Here is a 17,154-nt window from a genome sequence, read left to right as displayed (position 1 = left end):
CCTGTTAGCCTTTCCAGGGATGAATAACGACCCCTTTCACCACACGGTTCACAGTACCGCTGGCGGAAGGGGTATCCGGGGTAATACCTGCTTTGATGGACTCAGTAACGGCGAAAATTTGTGCATACATCAGGAAGCAGAAAGTTTGTTCGATATCGATAAAATCTCGTGATGCGGGTAACAAAATATGCGGGCCGTCTTCGATTTCTGGACTGGTCACGGCTGAGATGGACACAACGCGCATAGCCTGCTGGTCGCGGCGCAGTTCGGCCAGCAAATCAAGATCATATTGGCGGGTATAGGGATGGCTTGAAACAAATATTACTACCAGTGTTTCATTATTCACCAATGATTTTGGCCCGTGTCGGAAGCCAGTAGGCGAGTCATAAAACGCAGCCACTTTACCGGCGGTCAGTTCCAATACTTTCAGTGCGGATTCACGCGCCACTCCTTGTAATCCTCCGCTACCAAGGTAAACGACTCGTTTGAAGGGCAAATCGCCAAACACTCTCTCGCGAAAATTACCCTGCATAGTAATAATTTGCTTACAGCGTGTTGCCACATCCTGGAAGCTGGCGGCATTGATGACATCCGGTGCAAATACTGACAGACAACTGGCCATCATGGTCGTGATGCTACTGGTCATGGCAAAACCGCGGTCATGGGTTTCTGGTGGCATCAGCAATGCCAGCGCGTTATCACTGTTCACCGCGTTTTGATACAGGCTGCCGGCTTCGTTGCAGGTGATAACCAGATGGTGACATTGCTTCACAAGTTGGTTGGCAAGAGTGACCGCCGCGACACTTTCCGGGCTATTGCCTGAGCGGGCGAAAGAGATGAGCAGTGTTGGCCGCTCAATAGATAAATAATCGATGGGGTGGGTAACGAGATCTGTTGTGGGTACGGAAACAAAATTTTTCCCCGTGTGGCGTGATAACCATGGCGCAATGATATCGCCAATAAACGCGGAGGTTCCTGCGCCGGTCAGGACAATCTGGAGGTCAGATTGTCGTAAGAGAGGGGCAAGAAAGGCATCGATATCATGACGTTGATTTTCAAGGTTTTTTAATGATCTGATCCAACTTTCTGGTTGCTGGCGGATCTCGTCTTCAGTCCAGGTGGAGGTGCCGGAAGTACAGGCTGAATAGGTTTCGCTCATAACTAAGTCCTTAGCAGTGCATTTTCAATGGGTCAGCACAAAGCAGAACAGGATATCTTTCGTTTTGTTTCACTTAACTGACTTTATACTTTAATGAAAATCTATAGGAAAGGAAACGAAAGGTCAATGTGCAAAAGGAAATAAACCGAAAAATATAATATCGAGGAAAATGTTTGTGTTTTAATCTATTGAATTAGATTGATATATTATTTTTCTGGTAGGGTTTGTTAGTGGTTTTTTGGATGGAAAGAAAGGAAAGGAAAGAGTCATGGCGAAAAGGCCACGCGCGAAAACGATGGGTAATGAAAGAATTTATTTGCGTCAATGTGTCATTGACGGATATCGAGCCAGCCCTGCTCAATAAGAACATGGCTGGCTCATTCAAAGAGGCTTATATCCCTTCCTCAACTGTTATAGCTTCTCGATAGCGCCCCATTTCATCCACCAGACTGGTCAATCCCCGGTGACCGCATTCGAGCGCCAAGAGGCGGAACTCTTGACTACTAAGGCCATCGCGCTCTAGCACCATCTCCAGCAGGAGCTGTAAATTCACACCGGTGATAACTTCACGGTTTGCTTTCTGCATTGCCAACGTAGAGGCTACGCGAAAGGGCGTTCCGCCGAGTAAATCCGTTAAAAAAACCAATCCTTCGCTCTCATCCAAGCTGCCTAATGCCTCTTGAAATTGAGCTGTGAGTAGGGCGGTGGAAGAGCTTTCCGGAAAATCGATAGCGATAACTTGCGGCTGCTCGCCCAATATCTGCTTCATTGCTTTTTCCAGCCCCGTGGCGAATCCACCGTGACCGCTGAGAATAATGCTTAACATGTTGTTTCCTCTCACTTACAAAAAGTGACCAAACTTTCCGACAATGCCCAATACCACGGTAAGTCCGATTAATCGCAGCGGGCTCCAGCCGCGCCGCACTAACCAATACATGGTCAGGGTGTAGACCAGCGGGAGAAAGGCGGGCATAAGTTTGTCGATAACATCGGCTTGCAGCTTAACAACCGCATCACCAGCAGTAATTTCAAGCGTAGTCGATAAGCGGACATAGGTGGCGACAAGAGCGCCAATCACTGTCATCCCAACAATAGAAGCGGCATGGCCGACTTTACGTGTATTGGCTTTGATGAGTGGGATGGCGGCCACACCCATGCGGTATGCATAGTGGGCAAGCCCAAAACGCAGCCCAAGGTGAACAACGTTAAACATGACGATAAATACCACCGCACCGAGGATAGACCCCTGTAACGCTAAACTCGCCCCAATCCCGCCACAAATGGGCAATAAAGTGAGCCAGAACATAGCATCGCCAATTCCCCCCAGTGGCGCACCCACCGCGATTTTTGTGCTTTGAATGCTGTTTACGTCTTGCTTTGAGCGCTCCATCGCCAAAATAATGCCGATAACGAAAGTGACCAGGAAAGGGTGAGTATTGAAGAACCCCATGTGACCTTTCATTGCCCGCGCCAGGTCATTCTTGTTGGTGTGGATCTTTTTCAGGGCGGGCAGCAAACCATATAACCAACCGGAAGCCTGCATACGCTCATAGTTAAAGGAGGCTTGCAATAACATGGAGCGCCACGCCACTCGGTTGATGTCTTTCTTCGTCAGTTCAGCGCCGATAGTTTGGTCTTCATAAATATTGTCATTGCCATCAGTCATCGACGGTTGCGCTACGTTAACGTCTGGCAAAACTTGAGTATTAGATGCCATCTTCGAATTCCTCTTGCTGAGCACGGGAAGGCTGCTGTGGAGTGGAGTCTTTTCGCATAAAATCAATTAATGCCATCGCCAGTGCGGCGGCGGCTATTGCCAGCACAGGGAGTTTCAACCAGGCGGCAGCGACAAAGCCGAGAATAAAATAGGGGATATAGACGTTTTTCATCATTATTTTCAGCAACACGGCGAAACCGATTGCCGGCATGATGCCCCCGGCGACACCAAGTCCGTCGATTAGGCGGGCTGGCAAGACATCAATGACTGTTTTTGCATGCTCAGCGCCAAAATAGATGGGCAAGAATGCACACAGAAAATAGAAAGTTCCAAGAGCCAATAAGGCCAGATAGTTAACCCGTTCAATACCATCGGTATCTGCGTTTGCCGCCATCTTGTCGCAACGAGCCATCACGCCGGACATGATGGAGAACAAGAAAGTGATCCCCATTTGCACGGCTACGGCGAACGGCACAGCAACGCCAACGGCAACCTCGGGTTTGACCCCCGCGGTGATAGCAAAAGCGGTTCCGACAATGGTGCCAATAATCACATTGGGGGGTTGGGCGCCAGCAAGTGGAGCAAGGCCCATCCAGACCAGCTCCAAAGTACCGCCGGTGAGTATTCCCATGTGTAGGTCGCCGAGGATGAGGCCCACCAATGGCCCAAGTACGACGGGGCGGTGCATGTGCGTCAAACCGTTGAACATATCCAGGCCAGCAATAAAAGCCAGAATCCCCAATGCGAATGCCTGTAATAAGCTAATTTCCATAGAAAATACCTCAGAGGAGTTTGTAGAGATCCTGAGCGGGCTCAGTTGGCACGCCCTGAATAAAACATTCCACCCCTGCTTTTCTCAGGCCATAAAAAGCCTCAATATCCTGATCGTCAACAGAGACGGTTTTCGCTATTTGTTGCTTACCATCGGCATAATGCATATTGCCGACATTAATACGAGCCACGGGAACATCCCCATTGACCAATGTCAGAAAATCTTGGGGGTTTTTACAGACCAGCAAAATTTTCTGGCGATCAGCAGCGCGATGAATGTTGTCGATAACTTTTTGCAGGGGCCAGAAGCGCACCGCAATTCCTTCCGCCAGAACCATTTCCATCAGGTTTTGCTGAACCTGGTCTTCGGCTACTTCATCATTGGCGACCAAAACCAGATTCGCGCCAGAAAAACCGACCCACTGAACGCCAACCTGGCCGTGAATTAGGCGCTCATCAATACGGCTTAATACAATGTTTGGCATGTTTTATTCCTTATTATCATTGTGTTAGTGGGATGGCGATGTTCCCAAACAGGCAGCATGATACTGATGCAAGACATCCTGAATATGGTTGATAATCAATTCGTGTGGTGTCGCGATAAGTCGGCCTTCACGGACCTTAACGTATTGAAGCGGGAGATACTGGCTGATCAACGGCAGTGGAATCGATTCATCCGCCAAATTTTTCACTAATCTGGAATACGCCTCGTCAATGTCGCTATCAGGCCAGTAATAGCGAACGCGATCGGAATAGCTGTAGCCACGGGCCAGACGGCGTGCATCGGTATTGCCGTGGTAGTGATGTTTCCAGTGCTCAGGATGCTCTAACATGACTGTTTCCAGTACATCCCGCAGGCCCGAACACTGATGTGCTGGTCGCAATTCTTGCTCGATGGCGGCCAGCGAAAATAGTGTTTCACGTAAAGCAAAAGTGAGCGCCGGTCCGACTTTCAAGATAGCGAAGTGATGTTGGACTAATTGTTGTAAAGCAAACGGAGTTTGATAATCAGTGGAGTGAGCTTCAAAGACCATCGTATCAAACTCTTCAATCATTTGACTGAGAGCAAGTGATTTCTCCGGTTGATAATCAATAACTTGCGTATGGTCAAATTCGACACCGGGTTGGACAACCAGCCCAATAATACGCGGCCACAGGTCACTAAGCCCGAGTTGTTCAAATGCGTGACGATGGGCCGCCAATGTTGCTTTTGCTGCTTGTGGTGAGGTGACAGCCAGCTCAGACAAGCTTTCATGTGCGCCACCCGGAACGGGGACTTCTGTTCCGATGACATACACCAAGTCAGATGCGCCTTGTTTTTCTTTGCTAGTTTGCTCTGCAATGAGGGCCAGTCGGGCCGCTCGGCTAGCAACAATCTCATCGGTTAAGGGCTGCGGGTCATCAGCACAAGACATGCTGCAATCGAGATGGATTTTTTTAAAACCTGCAGCAACATAGTGACGAATGAGCTCTTCCGCCTGTGACATCGCTTCTGCGGCGGGGGCGCTTTGCCAACGATTAGGCCCAAGGTGATCTCCTCCTAAAACCAGCCGGTCGCGCGGGAAGTGATGGCTATCTGCCATTTGTTCAACGAATCTACGAAAATCAGCCGGTGTCATCCCGGTATAGCCACCATATTGGTCTACCTGGTTGGAAGTGGCTTCGATTAATAAGATGGATTCTGTGTCCCGTGCATGGCGCATTGCCGCTTCCAAGACCAACGGGTGAGCAGAACAGACGGCAAAGATGCCACATCCTGTATCCTGTTTATGGTCAGCCACAAACTCGGTTAAATGTTTCACTTTCCTCTCCGTATGGGTTAGATATCTTATTATCTTTCGATTTGTTTCATTTAATACTGCTTTATCACGTAATAAAAACAAAACGAAAGATAATAGAATTGGGATCTGTTTCGCAAAAGAAACATAATGAAAGGTTTTTTAAGGCGAAAGAAGTTCCATTTCCGGCAATGTTAAGACTTGCTTTCCCGCAAAAGAAAGGTGTTAATAGATGAAGTGAAATGAAACGAAAGGCTTTTAGAAAGGATCACCTATGAGCAATACTGATTCGACAATGGATAAACGGATAACAGGTACAAGTGAAAGGCGTGAGCAGATTATTCAGCGTCTGCGCCAGCAGGGAAGTGTTCAGGTTAACGATTTATCATCATTCTTTGGTGTTTCTACAGTGACCATCCGTAATGATCTGGCTTTTTTGGAGAAGCAAGGGATTGCGGTGCGGGCTTACGGTGGTGCGTTGGTGTGTGATGGTGGCACACCGGCGGTGGAGCCAACAGTAGAAGATAAAAGTGCCCTTAATACGTCTCTAAAACGCAGTATTGCTCGCGTTGCTGCTGATCTTATCAAACCTGGGCATCGCGTGATCTTGGATTCGGGCACGACCACCTATGAAATAGCGCGCCATATGCGCAATCATAAGGAGGTTATTGCTATGACCAATGGGATGAATGTTGCGAACTCGCTGCTGGATGCCGAAGGCGTGGAATTGCTGATGACCGGTGGGCATTTGCGTCGCCAATCTCTGTCTTTCTATGGTGATCAGGCCGATCAGTCCTTGCAAAACTATCACTTTGACATGCTTTTCCTCGGGGTCGATGCCATTGATCTTGAGCGTGGCGTGAGTACCCATAATGAAGATGAAGCGCGTTTAAACCGCCGGATGTGTGAGGTCGCGGAGCGTATTATTGTGGTCACAGACTCCAGTAAATTTAACCGTTCTAGTTTGCATAAAATTATTGATACCCAACGGATACATATGGTTATCACTGACAAGGGGATTCCTGTCGACAGTTTGAATGGATTACGTAAAGGTGGGATTGAGGTTATTCTCGTCGGGGAGTAAAACGTTTTTTGACAATGTAATACAGCAGCTCAATGACCATTGATTATTGAGCTGCTGTGTTTTCCAGTCATCATGGCAGTAGCTAGCTCAGGCAATACAATTGACACGTGTTGTATGTAATTACAAAATCACATCCGTTTTTCTAAGTCGGCTAATGCGTACCTCCCTCTTTCCGATACTGATGGCGATGTATCGGATGCTAGGATTTTTGCCAGTCTGAATGCTTCATCTCCAATGCTATCTAATTCCTTGATTAGCATTTCGCCAGCGATACGCCGAACCATAGGTGAGCGGTCAATTGTTGCCATTCTTAAATTCTCAAGCAATGGTCTTGTGGTGTCTATTATTCGCCCCTTTAAAACGGGAACTCTACGCCTTATGCCATATACTTTGTCAATCCACTGCCATGTCAGCCCCTCAGCCCAAACAAATTTTCTATCAAACTGGCAACGATATGCTTTGGCTCGCAGGGATGGTTGAACCGATGATTCTGCAATCTCTGTCAGAAAGGTGTCTAATGCAGTTGTACGACCTGCTTGCATAAATATAGCGGCAACAGGTCCCGATGTGGACAAAATAAGCCGTCTTTTAAGAGACTCGGTTACTTTCTCCATTAAAATAATTTTCATCAGAATATGTTTTTCTGTATCACCCATTCTTCCCCATGAATCCCAGTAGGGGAGTGTTATAAACAAGACATCAACAATAATCTCCGGGTCTGAGCATTCAGCGATTAATGGCAATACATCGCGTGCAGCTTCTCTTACCTGAGGAACCCAGTCATTAAGTTTTCGGACGACTAAAGCAAATAAAAAACTATTTGGTGCTCCACCTGATAATGTTCTTAATGCTTTCTCCCGTCTGAAACCATCAGCGTTACATATATCCAGCCATTTGAGAGAACCTATTAAGTCATTCTTAAATCTTGCGTGTTGTGGATTAAATGTTTGAAGTGACGATGAAATCGCCCAACGGATCAAACGCTCCCAGTCATCAAGGTTTTTTAAAGGCAGTTTCGCGCTTACGGCGATAAACGTTGATATATCAGGTCTAATAGCTTGATACAAAACATCGAAGGTTAGTGATTTTTTTACAGATGTAATAACGTCCTGTTGAAGACTATCCTGCAGTAGCATGAGCTAATTTCCCCTGAAAATTTTATAACTGCTTACCTCTTCTATAAAGTCGCGGTAACGTAAAGTCAACACGCAGTTATCAGCAACCCTGCCGAAGACAGTTCAGTTAATTTCAGCAGGCAACACTATCTCAATACAACTTCCCCCCAGGCCACTGCGCCTACAACTGACCTGGCCGCCATGTGCTCTTGCGATGGAACTCACTACGGCCAGCCCCAAGCCTGAGCCATCTGTTCTCTCTGAGCGTACATTATTCGCGCGATAAAAAGCGTCGAAAATCGCCGAAATGTCCTGCGGCGGAATTCCTGGTCCTTCGTCTTCAACCGTCATGCGGATGTTGCCATTTATTAAATGACAAGTAATGAGGATTTTACCGGAAACAGAATACTTAATGGTATTGCTCAACAGCGCTGATAAAACCTGACTGATACGGATTTTGTCCACAAAACCGGTCATTTTCTCAGCTTCGATAGTGGGTGTCAGACCCTTCCTCTCAAGTTCATCACTAAAGAGCTCGACGCTGGTTACGATCAACTGGTCCATCTGCACGGTTTCACGATAAAGATAGAGCTGGCCGCTGTCAGAAAGGCTCAATACTCTCAAATCATCGATAAGTCTCGATAAACCTTCAGCCTGGTTGAGCAAGAGCAAAAATTGCCGGTCGTCTTTTTCAAACACGCCATCCAGAATCCCCTGAATCCTACCTTGTAAAACGGTCACTGGCGTCCTCAGTTCATGGGCAATGGCTGCATTCCATTTCTTCATTTCACTGGACATCACTTCCAGCTTGTCCGCCATCGCATTGAAATCATCGACCAGTAATGCTGCCTCCCTGATTTCCCGAATGCTATGTGTTGCTCTTTCACTAAGCTGGCCTTCCGCAATCTTGCAGGCGCTTTCCGCCACTGCATTCAGTGGCAGAATGACTTTTCGGGCAAAAGACCAGGCAAAACCCAATGCAACTACAGAGGATAATAAACCAGAAATTAGCGTGAGAACCCCGTCATGGATGGTGGGTATCCAACTGTATTCATTACGCCCATCAGCAAAGACGGTGATGTAGATGCTATAAACTATGGACAGCAGTATGAGAGTACTGAGCGCGACTTTAGAGGTCAGGATGAACAACTGATATCGAATGCCCGTTTTTACCATCTTAGTCTCCTAATCGATAGCCAAAGCCGCGAATGCTCTCTGGTACAGACGATAATCCTGCCTGCTCAATTTTCTTTCTCAGTTTACTGATGTGGCTGTCAACGGTACGCTCACTGGCATCACCTTCAGGCAGACAATAATCAAGAATTTCCTGGCGCGAAAATACCCTTTTTGGGTAGCGAATAAGATGCAAAAGAATTTTGAACTCTGTTGACGTTAGCTGACTGCCAATATCGGTATGGGTATTTTTAATCATGACCGTGTGATGGTTTACGTTCAGATCGATATGACGGGTACTGAACGAGAGCTGGTTTTTATCTGCGCGGTGATAAGACATTCGTCTTAAAATGACGCGAATTCTTGCTATTACCTCGGCAGGGTTGAAAGGTTTAACGATGTAATCATCGGCTCCCGTTCGCAGAGCCTGAATCTTATCGATGTCAGCATCTAGCGCGGTTAGCATCATGATCGGCACATCATTATCCCGTCTGATTTCATTGAGCACCTGCCAGCCATCAGCATGCGGCATTCTGATATCAAGGATCACAAACGAGGGAGATTCGGCAGAAAAAAGTGAAATAGCTTCAAGGCCATCCTTTGCTCTGACCACAGTAAAACCTTCTTTCACCAGATAAGCGGTTAGAATTTCTGCGATTTCGTTTTCATCTTCTGCCAACAGGATTTTGATGTTTTTCATTTTTGCTCCAGGTATCCGCTCATCTTTGCCGTTCTCCACACCATCTCCATACAGCCTACACATGATTTAAACATATGAATTATATAATCATTCTAGCATGTGGTATCTATTTTAAATATCAGGAAATGACAGGAATGATGCTTAACCGAACGACGAAAATAAGTGTGCTATCCCTATTCTGGCTTTTATCAGCCTGTGATTCAGGTTCCGAAATCGCCACTCAAACACAAGAGATGCCAGCCACCGTGAATGTGATGACGCTAATCACAGAACCCGTATCCCAAGAACACACTTTTCCGGGGCGCGTGGCGGCTTACCGTATTGCACAGATCAGACCTCAGGTAAGCGGTATCGTCACTGAAATGAAGTTTAGCCAGGGAAGTGAATTGACACCGGGTCAGGCGTTATTCCAGATTGATCCCGCACCGTTTAAGGCTGACGTAAACAGTGCTGCAGCTTCATTGCAAAAAGTGCAGGCCAGCTACCGACAGTTGCAGGCTAAAGCTAACCGTCTTGCGAAGATAAGACATTCAGGCGCGGTCAGCGACCAGGATTATGAGGAGGCGCTTTCTGCTGCTGATCAGGCAAAAGCGGCTATCTCAGAGGCCCGTTCGATGCTTGAACGCCGACAATTGGACCTGTCTTATTCAACGGTGAAATCCCCCATTAGTGGGCGGGTTGACCAGAACTTCATTACCGAAGGTGCGCTGGTCAATGCCAACGACAGCCAGCCCCTTGCGACGGTTCAACAGATAGACAAAGTCTATGTTGATGTTCGACAGCCAGCCGCCCAGATGAACGCGTTACGCGCCGCTGCGGGCACCTTAGCCAGTCGTGAAAATACAGCTACAGCAGCCATTATCTCTGCCGATGGGACACCTTACGGTAACAAGGCACAGATACTGTTCACCGGCGTCAGCGTTGATGCCGGCACAGGGGATGTTGTGATGCGGCTGCTGGTTGATAACCCCGATAGAACGTTACTTCCGGGCATGTATGTTCAGGCGAAAATCTCGCGCCTACTGGAAAAAAACGGTTTGTTGGTTCCTCGTGAAACGGTGGTGCGTGAAGGTGATAAGACATATGTCTGGCTCAACGAGATGGGTAAGGCAAAAGCGGTTGAGGTTGAGCTGGGCGAAGCCATTGGTTCTAAGTTCTTCATTACAAACGGCCTTAAGGCAGGTGACCAATTAGTTATCAAAGGCATGGGCAGGTTACAGGAGGGGCTCCCACTGCAACTGGCACAAGGTGCCCACCAGTAACCGCATTCTCATTTTAATCAGGATTAACTATGCCTCAATTTTTTATTAATCGCCCGGTTTTCGCTTGGGTTATTGCCGTGTTTATCGTGCTATTCGGGATTATCGCTATTCCTAAATTGCCTATAGCTCGCTATCCCTCCGTGGCACCGCCAAGCGTCAGTATATACGCCAATTATCCGGGTTCAACACCCGAGATGATGAATAACAACGTCGTTGCGCTGATTGAACGTGAGCTGTCTTCAGTTAAAAACTTGATCTACTTTGAATCCTCCAGTGACACCACTGGACAGGCAACAATTACGGTCACCTTTAAGCCCGGAACCAACCCCGATCTGGCTCAGGTAGACGTTCAAAACCGTATTAAAATAGTGGAACCAAGACTGCCTCAGGTTGTACGACAAAATGGCCTCAATGTTGAAGCGGCATCCTCAGGCTTCCTGATGATTATTGGGCTTTCCTCGACGCAGGGAGAGATGTCGAGTCACGATTTAAGCGATTATCTGTCCCGCAACATGATTGAAGAATTACGCCGAGTGGAAGGTGTGGGTCGTGTCCAGTTATTTGGGGCGGAAAAAGCCATGCGCGTGTGGATCGACCCGGTCAAGCTCAATCAGTATAGCCTGACGGTGAGCGATATCAGTCAGGCGATAATGGCAGAGAATGCCCAGATATCACCTGGCCGAACCGGTGATTCTCCCGCCGTACCAGGTCAGCAGGTCACTTACCCTTTACTGGTTAAAGGCCAGCTCAGTTCGCCTGAGGAATTTGGCAATATCACGCTACGATCTAACCGGGATGGTTCGCGGGTGGTACTTTCTGATGTTGCTCGCCTAGAGCTTGGACCACAAAGTTATACCTTTTCAACGAGGGAAAATGGGCAGACTTCTACCGGCGCGGCAATTCAGCTTGCTCCAGGATCGAATGCAGTCAGGACCGCGGAGCAGATCAAGCTGCGTCTTGAGGATCTGAGTAAGTCAATGCCTCAGGGTATGCAATACACCATTCCATTTGATACGACACCCTTTGTAAAAATCTCCATCGAGAAGGTAGTTCATACCTTTATCGAAGCGATGGTGCTGGTTTTCCTGGTGATGTATCTGTTCTTACAAAATGTCAGGTACACCTTTATCCCCGCCATCGTGGCACCCATTGCGTTGCTGGGCACTTTCACGGTCATGCTGATGTCGGGTTTTTCTATTAACGTGCTGACTATGTTCGGTATGGTTTTGGCGATAGGGATCATCGTGGATGATGCCATCGTAGTCGTGGAAAACGTAGAGCGCATTATGGCCGAAGAAGGGCTGGGGCCAAAAGAAGCCACGCAAAAAGCGATGAAGGAGATAACCGGCGCGGTCATCGGCATCACGCTGGTGCTCAGTGCCGTGTTTATCCCAATGGCGATGGCAACAGGCTCGGTTGGGGCAATATACCGACAGTTCACGCTGTCGATGGCTGTCTCGATACTCATATCAGCTTTCCTGGCACTTAGCCTGACACCTGCATTGTGCGGCACGCTCCTGAAACCGATTGATAAAAATGCCCATGAGAAGCGAGGCTTTTTCGGCTGGTTTAACCGCAAATTCGCGGCCATGACTGACCGCTATGAAAACGGCGTGGCCAAAATGCTGAAACGCGTCGGAGGTTCACTCGCTGTCTACGCAGCGCTATGCCTTCTTCTGTTCTTCACGATGAGAAGCGTCCCGTCCTCTTTTCTTCCGGAAGAAGACCAGGGTTACTTCCTGACCTCTATTCAACTGCCTTCTGATGCTACATCGGAGCGTACTTTAGGTATGGTGAAAGAATTTGAAGATACGGTGCTGGGTAGGGAAGGGGTTGAAACCAACCTGTCAATCATGGGTTTCAGTTTCTCCGGATCAGGGCCTAACTCAGCACTGGCGTTTACTACGCTAAAAGACTGGGGCGAACGTAACGGTGCCACCGCGGCAACAGAATCCAGTCACGTGCAGGAGGTTTTATATGGGCATCCTGAGGCTGAAATCTACAGCTTGATGCCTCCAGCGATTGATGAACTGGGTAACTCTTCCGGCTTTGCCATGCGCCTGGAAGATCGCGCGGGTAAAGGGTATGCCGCCCTCAAAGAGGCGCAAAATAAACTGCTGAAGCTGGCGGCAGACAGCAAAGTTGTTCAGGGCGTTTACGTGGACGGTTTGCCTGATGGACAGGTGATTAACCTGCAGGTTGACCGGCAGAAAGCCTTCGCGTTAGGCGTGGCGTTTAATGAAATCAGCCAAACGTTATCCGGGGCGGTAGGCTCACTATACGTCAATGATTTTCCTAACGCCGACCGTATGCAGCAAGTCATTATTCAGGCAGATGCCCCGTACCGTATGCAGCCGGAGGACATTCTCAAACTGTATGTCCGTAATAGCAGTGGCGGGATGGTTCCGCTTTCCGAGTTTGTCCAAGCTAAATGGGAAAACTCGCCGCTGCAACTAGTCCGTTATAAAGGCTACCAGGCTATTAAGATAACCGGCAGTGCAACGGAGGGCTATTCGAGCGGGGATGCAATAAAAGAGATGGAACGACTGGCAGAACAACTGCCAGAAGGATTTGCTGTTGAGTGGACGGGGCTGTCACTGCAGGAGCAGCAGTCTGCTTCAGAAGCGCCAATGTTAATGGTCCTGTCAATGCTAGTCGTTTTCTTGGTGCTGGCGGCACTTTATGAAAGCTGGGCCGTTCCACTGTCAGTCCTGATGGTTGTGCCGTTAGGCCTGTTAGGCGCAGTGCTGGCTGTGGTGATGCGAGATATGCCGAACGATGTCTTCTTTAAGGTCGGAATGATTACTATCATTGGCCTGTCGGCAAAGAACGCGATCCTCATAGTGGAGTTCGCCAAACAGATGCACGAGGGCGGCAAAGGTTTGCTCGAGTCCACACTGGAAGCTGCGCGTATGCGTCTGCGGCCTATTTTGATGACCTCTCTGGCATTCACCCTTGGCGTAATACCCTTGGTGATTGCCAGCGGAGCCAGCGCAGAAACACAGCACGCCATCGGCACCGGTGTGTTTGGGGGGATGGTCAGCGGAACGATACTGGCCATCTTCTTTGTCCCTGTTTTCTACTTCTCGGTCATGAAAGTGGTAGAAAAATTCACCCGTAAAATAGCTTAATTTGAGCGAGGGCGTATCGCATGATACGCCCTCAGTAATGGGAGACACATGTCATCAGTACATGATTACCATCAGGACATTATTGATGAACTGATCAGATGGATAGCGCAACAACACGACAAAACTATCACAACCGCTATCGTAGCCGAACGCGCAGGTTTTTCTCACTGGCATATGCAGAGAATCTTTAAACAACGGACAGGTATTACGCTGGGCAGATACATCAAAAATATCAGGTTGGGCAAGGCTGTGTTTGAATTAATCAAGGGGAATGAAACGGTTATCATCATCGCCCTTCAGTACGGGTATGAATCCCAACAGACCTTCACGCGCGCGATAAAAAGTTATACTGGCCTGAGCCCTGGGGTAATTAAGCGGTTGCCCAACGAGCAAAAGATGAGCTTGCTTGAATGGGTGCTGAACCAAAATAGCCAATGAAGTAAGAAAATAGCCGAAGAATGACATTGAATTTTAAAATCAAAGTCGAAGACGCTGTCACTTCAACCGCGCTAATCCAGTAGGCTTTGAAGATGCTTATGGTTTAATCTTTTTGCCTGCTTTATTAATAATTTTTTCGCCATCTTCTTTAGTAAATTCCCCTTGTTGTGGTTCAGGAAGAATGTCCAATACAAGTTCTGAAGGCCGACATAAACGGGTTCCCAACGGGGTAACGACAATTGGCCGATTAATTAAGATTGGATATTGCAACATAAAATCAATGAGCTGATCGTCAGCAAAGTGCATTTCTGCAAGCCCAAGTAATTCGTAAGGTTCCACGTTTTTACGCAGCAGCTCATGCACAGAGAGACCCATATCAATAATGAGCTTTATCAGCTCCTCGCGTGACGGTGGTGTATCGAGATAATAGACAATTGTCGGCTCTGCGCCGCTGTTGCGGATCATCTCCAGCGTATTACGGGAGGTTCCGCAGGCCGGATTGTGATAAATGGTAATGTTGCTCATATTGGTATTTCCCTACAGCGTAAAAGAGAGCCGCAATGCCAAGGCGGCCAGAGTGACAAACAGCACGGGTAAAGTCATTATGACCCCGGTTCGAAAATAATATCCCCAGGTGATCTTCATATTTTTCTGAGAAAGTACATGCAACCAAAGTAAGGTCGCCAGACTGCCAATGGGCGTGATTTTAGGCCCCAGATCACTACCTATCACGTTGGCATAAATCATCGCCTCTTTAACTACCCCTGATGCCGTACTGCCATCGATGGACAATGCACCAATCAACACCGTTGGCATGTTATTCATGATGGATGACAAGAACGCACTTAAAAAGCCAGTCCCGAAGGTGCTGGCCAAGAGTCCGTTTTCCGCGAGCATATCCAGAATACGGGAGAGATATTGTGTTAATCCGGCGTTACGCAAACCATAAACCACGAGATACATGCCCAGTGAAAAAATCACAATTTGCCATGGCGCATTGCTCAGTACTTTGCCCGTGTTTATGACATGACCTTTTTTAGCCACTACAAACAAAATTATCGCCCCCACAGCTGCAATGGCGCTGACGGGTACACCTAAAGGTTCAAGGACAAAAAAACCGACCAGTAGGAGGACAAGAACAAACCAGCCCGTTCTAAATGTCAGCAGGTCTTTAATCGCGCTGGCTGGCTCTTCCAAAAGAGAAACATCGTAGGTATCGGGAATATCTTTACGAAAGAACAAGTGGAGCATGATGAGCGTCGCGATAATCGCAGCGATGTCTACAGGAACCATAACAGAGGCATATTGAGTAAAACCGAGCTTGAAATAATCAGCCGAAACGATATTGACCAGATTAGAAACAATTAGCGGCAGGCTGGCAGTATCAGCAATAAATCCCGCAGCCATTACAAAAGCCAAGGTGGTGCTTTTGCTGAACCCCAAAGCCAGAAGCATGGCAATAACTATTGGAGTCAAAATAAGCGCAGCGCCATCATTAGCAAAGAGTGTGGCGACAACAGCACCAAGTAGAACAATCCAGGTAAACAAAAGACGCCCGCGCCCTTTTCCCCAGCGGGATACGTGCAATGCCGCCCATTCAAAAAATCCTGATTCATCCAGCAACAGGCTAATAATAATCACCGCGATAAAGGTTGCGGTAGCATTCCAAACAATGTTCCAGACCACCGGAATATCATTGATATGTATAACTCCGCTTAGCAGAGCCAGAGTTGCGCCTATTACAGCACTCCATCCGATACTCAGCCCTCTGGGTTGCCAGATAACGAGGATGAGTGTCAGTAAAAAAATTATCCCTGCCAATAACATTTGAGACTCCAATGTATATGAATAATCGAATATGTTATCGATTTCAGCATGAGGCGGTAACTGAATTTTTCAGCCACACGCGTACTTCTTCACGCATACATTGCCATGCAGTACCAATGATTTCAGCAGCCCAAGCTGGCATATGTGGTGACAGTCGATAATGGACCCATTTTCCTTCGCGACGATCAAGAACCAGACCTGCATCTCTTAATATAGCCATATGTCTCGAAATTTTAGGCTGAGACTCTGAGGTTGCAGCACAGATATCGCAGACACACATTTCTCCGGCCTCTTTAAGCAGAAGAATAATTGATAGTCGGGTGTCATCGGAAAGGATTTTAAAAAGCTGAACAGGCTGTAGCATTTTGGGCCTCGATACGCGTGAATTACATATATGCTAAATCATATTTGTTTCGTTTTACACCAAAAATGCAACTGGAGGAATAAATAGTGCAGAACTTCCCGTCTTTGAACGCCGAATTTTTTGATCAACATGTTGCGGAACGTCTGAATCAGCAGGCATTACCACCGCTCCTGATTCGAACGCCCCATAGTCGTTTGGCAGCAGAATCAACGGGGCGATTGTTGACGACAATGTGCGCAGGTGTTGATCAATGCTTGTTCTAACTTGATGCATGCCACTGCAGATTACAGAAACAGCCCTCGAATTACTGCCGTAATTTGCTTTCCCTACATGTTTACAAGTGAGGCATGTTTATTCTGCTCAGAGGATTACTTTCAGGGCTTCATTACAGAAGGTTGCTCTGAAAAATGGTTCATCGGTACTTCTCAGAGAACGAAGTCTTGCCCGGGAATGGGGGCTAATTTTGAACCCTATATAAAACATATCCCCTTTCTCCCGGTAGAAGTTAAAGGACAACATTCGTCATCAAGAAGACGAGTTTTAGATACAGCAAGTTCCCTTGCACACAGAGCGGATGTCGGCGTTTTTCAATGATGTTCACGAGAAAGCGCGATATCAGTTGCTTACTTAATCGT

The 17,154-nt window shown here is 47.6% G+C and carries 17 protein-coding genes; 5 read left to right on the top strand and 12 right to left on the bottom strand.

The genetic code is table 11. The features are described 5' to 3' along the window. Nucleotides 1-4: 4 nt before the first annotated feature. The 6 genes from F0T03_RS12080 to kbaZ form a co-directional block, all read right to left on the bottom strand. A complete protein-coding gene (locus tag F0T03_RS12080; protein WP_159678554.1) occupies nucleotides 5-1,159 on the bottom strand; it encodes an SIS domain-containing protein in 1,155 nt (384 codons plus the stop codon). A gap of 391 nt (nucleotides 1,160-1,550) precedes the next feature. Continuing rightward, entirely contained in the window at nucleotides 1,551-1,985 is a 435-nt protein-coding gene (agaF, locus tag F0T03_RS12075) for a PTS galactosamine/N-acetylgalactosamine transporter subunit IIA (RefSeq protein WP_159678552.1), read from the bottom strand. Between the two features lie 15 nt (nucleotides 1,986-2,000). Beyond that, nucleotides 2,001-2,876, bottom strand: coding sequence for a PTS N-acetylgalactosamine transporter subunit IID (gene agaE / locus F0T03_RS12070; RefSeq protein WP_159678550.1), 876 nt, complete (start codon nucleotides 2,874-2,876; stop codon nucleotides 2,001-2,003). Beyond that, nucleotides 2,866-3,648, bottom strand: a complete 783-nt coding sequence (gene agaW, locus F0T03_RS12065) for a PTS N-acetylgalactosamine transporter subunit IIC (protein WP_145553735.1) — start codon at nucleotides 3,646-3,648, stop codon at nucleotides 2,866-2,868. Before agaW ends, agaE begins: the two co-directional genes overlap by 11 nt. Before the next feature lie 10 nt (nucleotides 3,649-3,658). Further along, entirely contained in the window at nucleotides 3,659-4,132 is a 474-nt protein-coding gene (gene agaV, locus F0T03_RS12060) for a PTS N-acetylgalactosamine transporter subunit IIB (protein WP_159678548.1), read from the bottom strand. A 24-nt stretch (nucleotides 4,133-4,156) separates the two neighbouring features. Then, the gene (kbaZ, locus tag F0T03_RS12055; protein WP_159678546.1) at nucleotides 4,157-5,449 is read right to left on the bottom strand and encodes a tagatose-bisphosphate aldolase subunit KbaZ; all 1,293 of its coding nucleotides are present in this window, start codon (nucleotides 5,447-5,449) and stop codon (nucleotides 4,157-4,159) included. A 250-nt stretch (nucleotides 5,450-5,699) separates the two neighbouring features. Here kbaZ and F0T03_RS12050 point away from each other — a divergent pair, with 250 nt between their 5' ends. Beyond that, on the top strand, nucleotides 5,700-6,509 hold the full coding sequence (locus F0T03_RS12050; RefSeq protein WP_159678544.1) for a DeoR family transcriptional regulator: 810 nt from the start codon (nucleotides 5,700-5,702) through the stop codon (nucleotides 6,507-6,509). Between the two features lie 128 nt (nucleotides 6,510-6,637). On the opposite strand, the gene F0T03_RS12045 is transcribed toward F0T03_RS12050, so the two are convergent. From F0T03_RS12045 to F0T03_RS12035, 3 genes are all read right to left on the bottom strand, one after another. Beyond that, on the bottom strand, nucleotides 6,638-7,645 hold the full coding sequence (locus tag F0T03_RS12045) for a hypothetical protein (RefSeq protein WP_159678542.1): 1,008 nt from the start codon (nucleotides 7,643-7,645) through the stop codon (nucleotides 6,638-6,640). A 102-nt stretch (nucleotides 7,646-7,747) separates the two neighbouring features. Next, complete coding sequence (locus F0T03_RS12040; RefSeq protein WP_159678540.1) at nucleotides 7,748-8,800, bottom strand: ATP-binding protein; 1,053 nt, start codon at nucleotides 8,798-8,800, stop codon at nucleotides 7,748-7,750. A 1-nt stretch (nucleotide 8,801) separates the two neighbouring features. Beyond that, entirely contained in the window at nucleotides 8,802-9,497 is a 696-nt protein-coding gene (locus F0T03_RS12035) for a response regulator (protein ID WP_145553756.1), read from the bottom strand. 134 nt (nucleotides 9,498-9,631) lie between these two features. Here F0T03_RS12035 and F0T03_RS12030 point away from each other — a divergent pair, with 134 nt between their 5' ends. From F0T03_RS12030 to F0T03_RS12020, 3 genes are read left to right on the top strand one after another with little or no spacing between them, the layout of a single operon-like run. Next, complete coding sequence (locus tag F0T03_RS12030; protein ID WP_159678538.1) at nucleotides 9,632-10,759, top strand: efflux RND transporter periplasmic adaptor subunit; 1,128 nt, start codon at nucleotides 9,632-9,634, stop codon at nucleotides 10,757-10,759. A 29-nt stretch (nucleotides 10,760-10,788) separates the two neighbouring features. Then, entirely contained in the window at nucleotides 10,789-13,890 is a 3,102-nt protein-coding gene (locus F0T03_RS12025) for an efflux RND transporter permease subunit (protein ID WP_159678536.1), read from the top strand. Between the two features lie 48 nt (nucleotides 13,891-13,938). Continuing rightward, nucleotides 13,939-14,328, top strand: coding sequence for a helix-turn-helix transcriptional regulator (locus F0T03_RS12020; protein WP_145553748.1), 390 nt, complete (start codon nucleotides 13,939-13,941; stop codon nucleotides 14,326-14,328). A 96-nt stretch (nucleotides 14,329-14,424) separates the two neighbouring features. Here the strand turns inward: F0T03_RS12020 and arsC are convergent, their stop codons facing one another. From arsC to F0T03_RS12005, 3 genes are read right to left on the bottom strand one after another with little or no spacing between them, the layout of a single operon-like run. Then, complete coding sequence (arsC, locus tag F0T03_RS12015) at nucleotides 14,425-14,853, bottom strand: glutaredoxin-dependent arsenate reductase (RefSeq protein ID WP_145553750.1); 429 nt, start codon at nucleotides 14,851-14,853, stop codon at nucleotides 14,425-14,427. Between the two features lie 12 nt (nucleotides 14,854-14,865). Next, nucleotides 14,866-16,155 (bottom strand): arsenic transporter, encoded by a 1,290-nt coding sequence (locus F0T03_RS12010; protein WP_145553752.1) that lies wholly within the window; start codon nucleotides 16,153-16,155, stop codon nucleotides 14,866-14,868. Between the two features lie 43 nt (nucleotides 16,156-16,198). Further along, nucleotides 16,199-16,519 carry a metalloregulator ArsR/SmtB family transcription factor gene (locus tag F0T03_RS12005; RefSeq protein WP_145553754.1) on the bottom strand — a complete coding sequence of 107 codons (321 nt, stop codon included), beginning with the start codon at nucleotides 16,517-16,519 and terminating at the stop codon, nucleotides 16,199-16,201. Between the two features lie 267 nt (nucleotides 16,520-16,786). Here F0T03_RS12005 and F0T03_RS21700 point away from each other — a divergent pair, with 267 nt between their 5' ends. Further along, nucleotides 16,787-17,113, top strand: coding sequence for a DUF3916 domain-containing protein (locus F0T03_RS21700; protein ID WP_246169957.1), 327 nt, complete (start codon nucleotides 16,787-16,789; stop codon nucleotides 17,111-17,113). The last annotated feature ends 41 nt before the right edge of the window (nucleotides 17,114-17,154 follow it).

It is taken from the genome of Yersinia canariae (genome assembly GCF_009831415.1).
Lineage (GTDB): Bacteria > Pseudomonadota > Gammaproteobacteria > Enterobacterales > Enterobacteriaceae > Yersinia > Yersinia canariae.
This window is presented reverse-complemented; position numbering and strand designations above follow the sequence as displayed.